This is a genomic window from Acinetobacter sp. NRRL B-65365, assembly GCF_001605865.1.
Classification (GTDB): domain Bacteria; phylum Pseudomonadota; class Gammaproteobacteria; order Pseudomonadales; family Moraxellaceae; genus Acinetobacter; species Acinetobacter vivianii.
In genome coordinates, this window is the sequence record NZ_LRPD01000028.1 from 1 (window position 1) to 6615 (window position 6615).

Sequence of the window (6615 nt, forward strand, 5' to 3'; positions counted from 1 at the left end):
AGCAAAAAACTGGAAAATTCGATAAAATGATTAAAAATATTCATTCGATTTGAAATTTGGCTATTGATATAAATGACTGATATAGAAATAGAAACACATCCACTGCAACCATTTTTACCTTCCAATGCCAAGCTATTGATGCTAGGTAGTTTTCCACCGCCACAAAGCCGTTGGAAAATGGATTTTTACTATCCAAATTATCAAAACGTTATGACTTAAAATATAAATAAGTTTATGATATATAATAAATTACATCTTAAATTTGATCATTTTTTAACGCAAATATGGGACTTATAGAAACTATAGAAAACAATAACTTATAAATCCCATTTGTTAAAAGGTTTTATGTCATTTCAGCAAATGGCAGGGTAATACCAACATCCACATCATTCCATATAATCTCGTGACCAGACTCATAATGTTGAGTCATTTTTTGATTGCTATGACCTGCCAATGCCTGGGCACTATGACCCGCTTTTTTATGTAGGAAAATAGCCAATGCTCGTATTTCATGAAAAGTCGGTATCTGTCTTCCTTTTAAATTTGGATAGGCTTTGGATACCCTTACGATCTTCACAAACTCTTCAGATAAATACTGGGGCAGAATTTGCGTCCAGTGTTCTTTTTTAGCATTCTTGGTTTTACGCTTCGGAATTTGAGATATAACAAAAGGACTTTGAGCTTTACCCGATTTGCATCGATCCAGAACTTTTTGCAGTTCGCTGTCTATTTTAATTCTCACGTATCCAGCGCCTTCCATAACTTCAAATTCATCAATCGGATCATCGGTCGTTTTCTGCTGGGCAATGTGAATATAGCCATCATAAATATCAGTCCAGCGCAGGTTTACAATATCGCTTCGTCTTTGAGTGGTTAATAAAGACAAATCAATCGCATTTTGCAGCCATACTGGAGAATGCTCCCGTATCTGTTGAAGACCAGCAACGGTATGACGCTTGCGTTGCTTTTGAACATGCTTGGTTAAAGTGATACGCGCAGGATTATCAGGACAGAGACCTTTACTCATTGCCACATCAAAAATATTACACAATATGCTACGCACAGCCTTTCTGTTTGACGGCGTAAATTTATCTAACTGATCGTTGACTATTTTTAGTGTAAGAGATTCCAAAGTGTGGTTTCCCCAGATTTTATACAACCTGTTTAGCTGGATCTGATAAAACTTTTTAGTGTTATCCGCCAGTGGTCGACCGTCTTTACGTCTTTTTTCTTTAAGAAACTGCTCACAGAATTCTTTGAAAGAAATGGTTTTACCAGTGACGTTAGATACCAGATCTTCTTCTTGGATAAGGAGTGAGTTGAGTTTACGGGCGGCCTGAATTGCTGCAGCCTTATCACGTCCCATAGAGTGAAATTTGCCAGTGACAGGGTGGCGATACCTCCATGAATTGCCATTACCCCTATAAAGATTGGCTGGTAAGTCTTTATTACCTGTATTGCGTGAACGTGACATCTTTAACCTTGCAGTACTTTATTGACCAGATCATCACCAGTCTTTTTCTTGTAAATATCCCAATTGATATACCAGTTCTTACGTTTTCCCGAACCGAGTTGTTCAGCAGGCAGTTCACCTAAACGGCACTGACGTGTAATGGTCTGTGGTGTAGGAGGTGTCGCACCACAATCAGCATCTCCATATACACGCTTAATAAATTCAGATACTCGAATCAAGCAAGACATAAATTTACCTCATATACTGTCTTACAGCCCTGAATGATGGGCTGTATATGCAATCTGCACAATTTTAAATTTTGATTTTTTAAGGTTTAAAGTTTTAAGAAGGTAATGTGCTGTTTAACTTTTCAAAAGACTGCGTGCGGGCAGCCTTTTGATTGGTTAACAAGGAGACCGAGACATCCTTGATCATTTCATTACCTTGCAGGACCTGTTGTTTTGCCTGGAGAGCTGTCGTAGCCTCTACACGTCCTCGTAAGCTGCCTTTGCCGTGAAGCTTGGCCACATACTTAAAGATGTAGGTTTTTACGCACTCCAACCCTCCATGTCCTTTTTTGCTTTGCAAGCCTGCACAATCTGGGCTTCATATCGGGTGCCCTTAAACTGTTTATAGATCGGACCCAGATCCGCTTCTTTGTCAGCATGATGAATCGCGTTTAAGGCCTGCTGAAAGTCCTGAGTCAATTGCTGAGCAGCATTGGCTGGAGCCATCTGGTTTTGCTGCTGCGGCTGACGTTGTTGCTGCGCCGGTGGCGGATTCTGATTGCGTTGCTGGTTTTGAGCAGGGGCATTCTGCTGGTTGTTACGGGCAGGTGCATTGGTCTGTTGATGGAAAGCATCGGTATCGGCATCCTGAGTATCATCAATCAGGAACAGGCCATTCAATGCATATTTACGTGCATAAGAACTGGATGAGCCAAAAGTCTGGGCCACATCCATTCCTTTTTTATTGATCTCTACACCAGCATGTGCGGTGGTCATGGTTTGTTTGCCTTGGGCATCGGTAAAGACTGCTTTAGCCGTAATCACCACAACTGGGCCGATCTCTTGTACTTCATCAGTCACCACAAGAGCAGCACCGTATTTTTGCAAGAGTGGCTTTACACCTTCAAGAATGTCTTCCAGACTACGGTAATGGAATTTACCGAAGCTGTTGTATTTGCTCTTTGGTGCTTTTAACTCAAGCTGGATCAGTTGTAAGGCATCAAGTGTAGTTGTCGATGCCATTTGTTGATTCACTGCTGCATTCATCTTAAATCTCCTTAGGCACCGTTGTACTGCGCGTTACGGTAATCAATACGTTGTTCTTTGCTATAGCGTGGTGTTTGGCTTTTGGCACTACGTTGTATGGCACGTTGGTAATTTACGAGCTTCTTGATATTACCTTTTAGCCAGTACACAGATAATTCTTCCTCATTGATCGGGCGAGGCTCACTATCTGGCGTTTCCTTGACGAGGATAGAGTGCCAGTCGAAAGCAGCAGCTTGAATACCACCGAAGAATTCTGTATCAAAATCAGGGGTGTAATTTAACGATACTTTGACCAGATAAATTTTTGGGCCAAGGCGTACGTTGTAGTAGCCATTCACGTCTTTACAGATGAATTCTGCGAATGGTGTGGTATAGCGTTTCTTTTGCATGACAGGCTCCATATTACTGGTCTTACCCTGTATATATGATGCTGAAACCCTAGTATTTACAGGGCTTTCAAGTCGCTGTGCGTCATAGCTTGTCGGTTGTATTTTGTTCGATGATGAGCCATTAAATCGCTTGTTTTTTAAGTTGGAAGCTGTATGTAAATGTACCATGACTTATCCTCCAAAAATGCTGTAAACGACAGCAGTAAGGACTAGCCAAAGTAGGAAAACGACTAAAATAATAGGGAAGAGCTTAAACGCATCTTTTAGATTGGCTTTGACGATTTCAAGGGTACTGACCTGTAGATCAGCAGCAGTAGGGTGCTGGTGTAAACGTTGGGACGTTTGACTATGTATAGGCTTTTGTTTCATACTTATCTCGCTTAAGTGCAAAGCCCCGTCGCCGTGCAAAGTTCCGGGGCTTTTTGTTGTCTGTGAGATAAATATTACCAAAAAGGTAATTAATTGCAATAAGTAATTATCTTTTTTGTATGTTTGAAGAAAATTAATCGAAAAATAAGAGGTTCAAAATTTTAAAAGTCGATTTCAAACTAGAATCATCATGCTTAGAAAAGAATATTAATCCATTCTTAGAAAGTTCAAGATGATAAGTACTCTCATCAAAAAAAGTAACTTTGATTCGAGCTAAATCATAATAAATATTACCGAATACATTTTGGAAATCTATCAGCGCATTGTTGCTTGAGGTAACTTCAAGAGATGCTTTAGAGCTCTTGGATAATGAAATTTCATTAAATCTAGCCTTAAGTATTTGAAACTGAGGCAGATTGCTAGCTTTTTTTATAAAGTTATTTAAATCAATCTTTTTAGTTTTAAAAGATAGCTTGAGTTTAAAAATTGAACTTAAAAACTCGATAAGATTTTTCGAATACTTGTTAGGTTCATGAATGATTAGAAATATCCTACTTTTAATGAGGTGGAAAGAAAAGTTTTGATAAATATAATAATTAAAAGTAAATATATTTTCATCACCGTTTAAGTCAACGGTTTTCTCATGCCTTTTCACCTCTCGATAAAATGTAGACAAAAAAGAGTTGTCATCATATTTAATATTTAATAAAGAACACTCAAAATTATTTTCTGATTTTGACTTAATTAAAATAGAAATTAATTCTGAAAAACTAAGAGTTGAACTACATTCAAATATATGTAATTTCATTTTAAGCTTCCTTGGCGTCGGAAACACCCTTTTCTGTATCAATATTTTTAAGGGATATAACAGGTGTAGTAGTTAACTGATCAATTAACTCAATACCTCTTTTAAAAATTAGTCTATTAAATTCACTGTCTTTTGAATTTGGTATTGCATTAATTGATTTAGAATATTTTCCATCTTTGTGCTTGTAGAAACCTTTTGATATAAATGAAAAATTGCTTTTACCATTTTCATCGTATGTTACCTTAATGGAGAGTCTATATTTATCAGAACCTTTAATTGTGTCATCAACACAATCCCAAGAAAATTTGTGAAGTAAGTAGCCATCATCTAACCTTGCTTTAAAGTCTTCAGAAAGATGTAGCTGATTTCCTTTATAAGTTGCACTAAGTAATTGACATACAGATTCATCTTCATCTTCAGCATCTTTGTTGGGATTTTTAAATAAAACCTCAACCACATTAGTTCTTTTATATTTATCAATCCTAGATGTTAGCTCATCAAAAAATTGCCAATATAATTCTGGGTTAGTTAGTCCAGTTAGATCAATGTTATTAATGCTAATATTTTTATCATTTTCTTTTAAGATTTCTTGAATTGATGCTGCCCATTTAATCATTTCTGGAGTTGCAGGATGCTCAACATAATATGTGCCTGTTTGTTTATCTTTCTTAAATGTTATAGCTGCTTTCTTTTCCTCAAGTTGAGAAAACATTTGTTTATCTGGATGAAACTTTTCATACTCAAACTCTACGGTAAGCAGATCATTGTTAGCTATTCCATTAATATTCGGTTCAATATCTTTTAGTTGAATATTTGAAAATCTAGTGTCTAATTTTGTCGTTAAGTCTGACATAATCATAGAAATTTGTGGAATATCTAATGATGTTTGAATGTTTACAGAGGATGTGTATTCTACACGATCAGCTTTACTATGTTGAGCTGAAATGGTTACAAAGTCATAATAACCATGCATAAATGTTGCAAAATAATTTGCTTTGGAATCCCTATCGGTTTGGTTACTTAAAATAATACCTCTTCTTAGAAATAGAGCTGTTAAAACGGAGTCAGATACTCTTCCAGTACTTAATGCACTGTAAATATTAAAGTCATTTGGGATTCTATATGCTTTATTCATTTTCTATTCCTTAGCAGACCGATCAATTTCTTTGTTACAAAAAGTTTTCTGGACTATAACTACTTTCTCATACTCAACTTTCTTTTTAAATATTTCCTTCATACTGTCGCTATAATCCCACATTTGACAATATTTTTTAATCGCAGCATCGAAGTTTGATTTTGCTGTTCTATCAATATTTTGTGTAGCATGACGAAGGTATGTATTTTTGTTTTCATTAATAAGCTCTAAAGTCATAAGAGTTTCTATTAAATAAATAAACTCTTCGACACTTTCACCTTTTTCTCTATAATAAATAATATTTCCACCGTCTTTTGTAACTTTTTTAGGGTTTTCAGGATCATTTGGATCGTCTTCAAAATAAGAAAATTGACCATAACTCATTATAATAAATGGTCCATTTATTAGTTCAATTGTTGCAGGACAATCTTCTGGTTTTAAAAGATTTTTTGACATTTGCCTATTGGGATAATAAAAAACTACAGGGACACTGTTAGTTTTACTTGGCAACTTCTTATCAATTCTCAATTGATCTAAATCAAGCTTAATTGATAATATATTATCAATTAATTGAGGTTCTATAATATGTAGCTTAATATTTTTAGGAACATTCAAATCTTTTAAGTGGAATCTAGAAGGTGCTCGTTTTCCTGTATGTGGAGTATGTTCAGGAAAATCATGAATGAAATCATAAAATGGCTTATCAAATTTACCATCATGATTATATGCAAATAAAAGTCCCCGAATTTCGTAACTACCAGTTACATCGAATGTTTTTTTCCAAACAGAATTAACATTACTACAAACAGTGCCAGTAGTAATGTTTTCTAACCAATGTTTTACTGCACCATATTTGATGGATTTTTCACCATAACTTTTAAGATCAGTATTTAAATAAATAGTTTTATTTTCATATGGATCGGTATAGTAAATGACTACATCTGTCGGATGTGTTTTTGATGAGTCTTCAGTGGCATCTTTAAAATGCATTTCTGGCATTAGACAATCATGGTTTTGATCATTTTGAGGATGAATTTTCCACTTAAGAAATTCTGCAATTTCTTTTGTAATCAAATTTGCTAGCTCAGCTATTCGTATGGTTTCTGCCATTTTTTTACCCTAAATTAATTTATAATTCCCTTTATAAACAAATGATTGTTTGATTTTCATAAGTTAAAGATATAAAA

At 35.3% G+C, this 6615-nt stretch carries 7 protein-coding genes and 1 pseudogene; 1 reads left to right on the forward strand and 7 read right to left on the reverse strand.

Annotation, left to right across the window (positions count from 1 at the left end; translation table 11 throughout):
* Positions 1–72 precede the first annotated feature (72 nt).
* Positions 73–213 (forward strand): annotated as a pseudogene (locus AWW72_RS19175) (G:T/U mismatch-specific uracil/thymine DNA-glycosylase); the annotation flags it as partial.
* Between the two features lie 130 nt (positions 214–343).
* Here the strand turns inward: AWW72_RS19175 and AWW72_RS11825 are convergent.
* The 7 genes from AWW72_RS11825 to AWW72_RS11865 form a co-directional block, all read right to left on the reverse strand.
* Entirely contained in the window at positions 344–1474 is a 1131-nt protein-coding gene (locus tag AWW72_RS11825; protein ID WP_062847464.1) for a phage integrase Arm DNA-binding domain-containing protein, read from the reverse strand.
* Between the two features lie 2 nt (positions 1475–1476).
* Positions 1477–1701 (reverse strand): hypothetical protein, encoded by a 225-nt coding sequence (locus AWW72_RS11830; RefSeq protein WP_062847465.1) that lies wholly within the window; start codon positions 1699–1701, stop codon positions 1477–1479.
* A gap of 300 nt (positions 1702–2001) precedes the next feature.
* Positions 2002–2727: an ERF family protein gene (locus tag AWW72_RS11840; protein ID WP_062847466.1), complete on the reverse strand. Its 726-nt coding sequence runs from the start codon at positions 2725–2727 to the stop codon at positions 2002–2004.
* Between the two features lie 11 nt (positions 2728–2738).
* Positions 2739–3116, reverse strand: coding sequence for a hypothetical protein (locus AWW72_RS11845; RefSeq protein WP_249409171.1), 378 nt, complete (start codon positions 3114–3116; stop codon positions 2739–2741).
* Between the two features lie 502 nt (positions 3117–3618).
* Positions 3619–4293 carry a hypothetical protein gene (locus tag AWW72_RS11855; protein WP_062847469.1) on the reverse strand — a complete coding sequence of 225 codons (675 nt, stop codon included), beginning with the start codon at positions 4291–4293 and terminating at the stop codon, positions 3619–3621.
* A gap of 1 nt (position 4294) precedes the next feature.
* The gene (locus AWW72_RS11860; RefSeq protein WP_062847470.1) at positions 4295–5428 is read right to left on the reverse strand and encodes a hypothetical protein; all 1134 of its coding nucleotides are present in this window, start codon (positions 5426–5428) and stop codon (positions 4295–4297) included.
* A 3-nt stretch (positions 5429–5431) separates the two neighbouring features.
* Positions 5432–6538: a PD-(D/E)XK nuclease domain-containing protein gene (locus AWW72_RS11865; RefSeq protein WP_062847471.1), complete on the reverse strand. Its 1107-nt coding sequence runs from the start codon at positions 6536–6538 to the stop codon at positions 5432–5434.
* Positions 6539–6615: the final 77 nt, after the last annotated feature.

What these genes read in the sequence shown, in the direction of transcription:
- AWW72_RS11825 (WP_062847464.1), bottom strand. Translation starts at nt 1,474, where the DNA reads ATGTCACGTTCACGCAATACAGGTAATAAAGACTTACCAGCCAATCTT.
- AWW72_RS11830 (WP_062847465.1), bottom strand. Translation starts at nt 1,701, where the DNA reads ATGTCTTGCTTGATTCGAGTATCTGAATTTATTAAGCGTGTATATGGA.
- AWW72_RS11840 (WP_062847466.1), bottom strand. Translation starts at nt 2,727, where the DNA reads ATGAATGCAGCAGTGAATCAACAAATGGCATCGACAACTACACTTGAT.
- AWW72_RS11845 (WP_249409171.1), bottom strand. Translation starts at nt 3,116, where the DNA reads ATGCAAAAGAAACGCTATACCACACCATTCGCAGAATTCATCTGTAAA.
- AWW72_RS11855 (WP_062847469.1), bottom strand. Translation starts at nt 4,293, where the DNA reads ATGAAATTACATATATTTGAATGTAGTTCAACTCTTAGTTTTTCAGAA.
- AWW72_RS11860 (WP_062847470.1), bottom strand. Translation starts at nt 5,428, where the DNA reads ATGAATAAAGCATATAGAATCCCAAATGACTTTAATATTTACAGTGCA.
- AWW72_RS11865 (WP_062847471.1), bottom strand. Translation starts at nt 6,538, where the DNA reads ATGGCAGAAACCATACGAATAGCTGAGCTAGCAAATTTGATTACAAAA.